Origin of the sequence: Marseilla massiliensis (assembly GCF_023336985.1) — a bacterium.
Classification (GTDB): Bacteria; Bacteroidota; Bacteroidia; order Bacteroidales; family Bacteroidaceae; genus Prevotella; species Prevotella intestinigallinarum.
Genome location: NZ_JAMBLP010000050.1, coordinates 1 through 3,249 on the forward strand (window position 1 = coordinate 1; position 3,249 = coordinate 3,249).

General features: G+C 60.4%; 2 rRNA genes. Both read left to right on the forward strand.

The window, feature by feature from the left end:
- Positions 1–109: 109 nt before the first annotated feature.
- A 23S ribosomal RNA gene (locus M3089_RS15630) occupies positions 110–2,997 on the forward strand.
- 98 nt (positions 2,998–3,095) lie between these two features.
- Positions 3,096–3,208: ribosomal RNA gene (gene rrf / locus M3089_RS15635) — 5S ribosomal RNA — on the forward strand.
- Positions 3,209–3,249 lie beyond the last annotated feature (41 nt).

Consider the following 3,249-nt stretch of genomic DNA (forward strand, 5'->3'; position numbering starts at 1 on the left):
GGGCGAACGATCTTTGACATACTGTATACAAGACAAGCAACAAGCAAGGCCGGCAGCCACTTAGTGTGGCCGCCGGGAAAGCGCAATCCCGCACATGTTGCGGGAATGAGTCGAAATTGAAGAAGGGCGCATGGTGGATGCCTAGGCTCAAGGAGGCGATGAAGGACGTGGGAAGCTGCGATAATCTGCGGTTAGGCGCAACCGGCCATTGACCCGCAGGTCTCCGAATGGGACAACCCGCCGCCGAAAGGCGGCATCACGCAGTGAGCGTGAGGCGAACGCGGGGAACTGAAACATCTTAGTACCCGCAGGAAGAGAAAACAACAGTGATTCCCCCAGTAGTGGCGAGCGACCGGGGAAGAGCCCAAACCGTCGGCGTTTCGGCGCCGTCGGGGTAGTAGGGCCGCAATGTCGCACAAGCACCGTTAAGCGGAACGGACTGGAACGTCCGGCCATAGCGGGTGAAAGCCCCTTACGCGCCGTCGGTGCTGGCGTAGCGGTTCCCTGAGTAGCGCGGGGCACGAGAAACCCTGTGCGAATCCGCCGGGACCATCCGGCAAGGCTAAATACTCCCTTGAGACCGATAGTGAACAAGTACCGTGAGGGAAAGGTGGGAAGCACCCCGTCGAGGGGAGTGAAACAGACCCTGAAACCATGCGCCTACAAGCGGTCGGAGCACGCTTATGCGTGTGACGGCGTGCCTTTTGCATAATGAACCTACGAGTTGCCGTCGCCGGCGAGGTTAACCGTGATGACGCGGGGAGCCGCAGTGAGAGCGAGCCTGAAGAGGGCGTACAGTCGGCGGTGGCAGACGCGAAACCAAGTGATCTACACTTGGCCAGGGTGAAGTCCCGGTAACGCGGGATGGAGGCCCGAACCGATAAGCGTTGAAAAGCTTCCGGATGAGCCGAGTGTAGGAGTGAAAGGCCAATCAAACTTGGAGATAGCTCGTACTCCCCGAAAGGCATTTAGGTGCCGCGTGGGGTGTTCCGGGCGCGAGGTAGAGCGACCGATAGGACGCGAGGGCTTCACCGCCTGTCAAGTCCTGACGAACTCCGAATGCGCGTCCGCAGAAGCCCTGCAGTAAGGGGGCGGGTGCTAAGGTCCGCCCCCGAGAGGAGAAGAATCCAGACCGCCGTCTAAGGCCCCGGAATTCTGCCTGAGTTAGTCTAACGAAGTGTGCCCCCTGGGACAGCCAGGATGTTGGCTTGGAAGCAGCCATTCATTCAAAGAGTGCGTAACAGCTCACTGGTCGAGGGGGCTCGCGTGGATAATAATCGGGTATAAGGCAGATGCCGAAGGCGCGGGATATCGAAAGAATGTATCGGTAGGGGAGCATTCCAGGTGCGCAGAATGCATGGGGCGACCCATGCTGGAGCGCCTGGAAAGGCAAATGTAGGTATGAGTAACGACAAGGGGGGCGCGAACCCCCCCCGCCGCAAGGCCAAGGTTTCCCGGGCGATGCCAGTCATCCCGGGGTAAGTCGGGCCCTAAGCCTAAGCCGAATGGCGATGGCGATGGCAGACACGGTTGAGATTCCGTGACTGCCCGTGCGGGCGATGCGGCAACGGAGAAGTGACACCGCCGCGCGCAGACGGAACTGCGCGTTGAAGGGTGTAGGCGTCGAGGGGCGCAGTTAAGCACACGCCCCGAGCCGAACCTGAAAGTACGGCGCTCCATTCGTGGAGGGCCGAGAGTGCGGGTAATCCGGCTCCCAAGAAACCCCGCTAAGCTTAACCGCACGGGCACCCGTACCGCAAACGGACACACGTGGCCGGGTAGAGCATACCAAGGCGTTGAGAGACTCATGGTCAAGGAACTAGGCAAACCAGCCCCGTAACTTCGGGAGAAGGGGTCCTCCCCCCGTGGGAGGCGCAGCGAACAGGCCCAGGCAACTGTTTACCAAAAACACAGGGCTGTGCAAACTCGAGAGATGAAGTATACAGCCTGACACCTGCCCGGTGCCGGAAGGTTAAGAGGAGGCGTCACCGCAAGGGAAGCGCCGAGTTGAAGCCCCGGTAAACGGCGGCCGTAACTATAACGGTCCTAAGGTAGCGAAATTCCTTGTCGGGTAAGTTCCGACCTGCACGAATGGTGTAATGATCCGGGCGCTGTCTCGACCATGATCTCAGTGAAATTGTAGTATCGGTGAAGATGCCGATTACCCGCGATGGGACGAAAAGACCCCGTGAACCTTTACTGCAGCTTAGCGCTGACCTTGGCCATCGGATGTGTAGGATAGGCCGGAGGCAATGAAGGCGCCACGCCAGTGGTGCCGGAGCCGCCGTTGAAATACGGCCCTTCCGCTGTCCGGGGTCTAACGCGCGATGCGCGGACACCGCTTGGCGGGCAGTTTGACTGGGGTGGTCGCCTCCAAAAGCGTAACGGAGGCTTCCAAAGGTGCCCTCAGGCCGATTGGCAACCGGCCTAAATGAGTGCAATGGCAAAAGGGCGCTTGACTGGGAGGGGGACACCCCGAGCAGGCAGGAAACTGGGGCATAGTGATCCGGCGGTTCCGCATGGAAGGGCCGTCGCTCAAAGGATAAAAGGTACTCCGGGGATAACAGGCTGATCCCCCCCAAGAGCTCACATCGACGGGGTGGTTTGGCACCTCGATGTCGGCTCGTCACATCCTGGGGCTGGAGAAGGTCCCAAGGGTTGGGCTGTTCGCCCATTAAAGTGGCACGCGAGCTGGGTTCAGAACGTCGTGAGACAGTTCGGTCTCTATCTATCGTGGGCGCTGGAGCCTTGCGCGGTTCGGCCACTAGTACGAGAGGACCGTGGTTGACAGACCTCCGGTAAGCCGGTTGTGCCGCCAGGCGCACGGCCGGGTATCCGCGTCTGGTCAGGATAAGCGCTGAAAGCATCTAAGCGCGAAGCCGTCCGCAAGATTAGGGCTCCTTGAGGGCCGTCGCAGACTACGACGTTGATAGGGCGCAGGTGTAAAGGCGGCGACGCCAAAGCCGAGCGCTACTAATTGCCCGAACGTTTCGACCGGTGATACCTTTCCCGGCGCCCTTTGGGTGCCGGCCGGCAGGTTGCTTTCTTGTGTGCTGTGTGCCACGCATGCCGCCATAGGCCATGCGAAGGAAAACACAGGTGGCCATTGCGCCGGGGTTCCACCTCTTCCCATCCCGAACAGAGAAGTTAAGCCCGGTTGCGCCGATGGTACTGCGCTGCAATGCGGGAGAGTAGGATGCCGCCGCCTTTCATGTTGCCGCCCGCCGGGTTCATCCCCGGTCGGGCGGC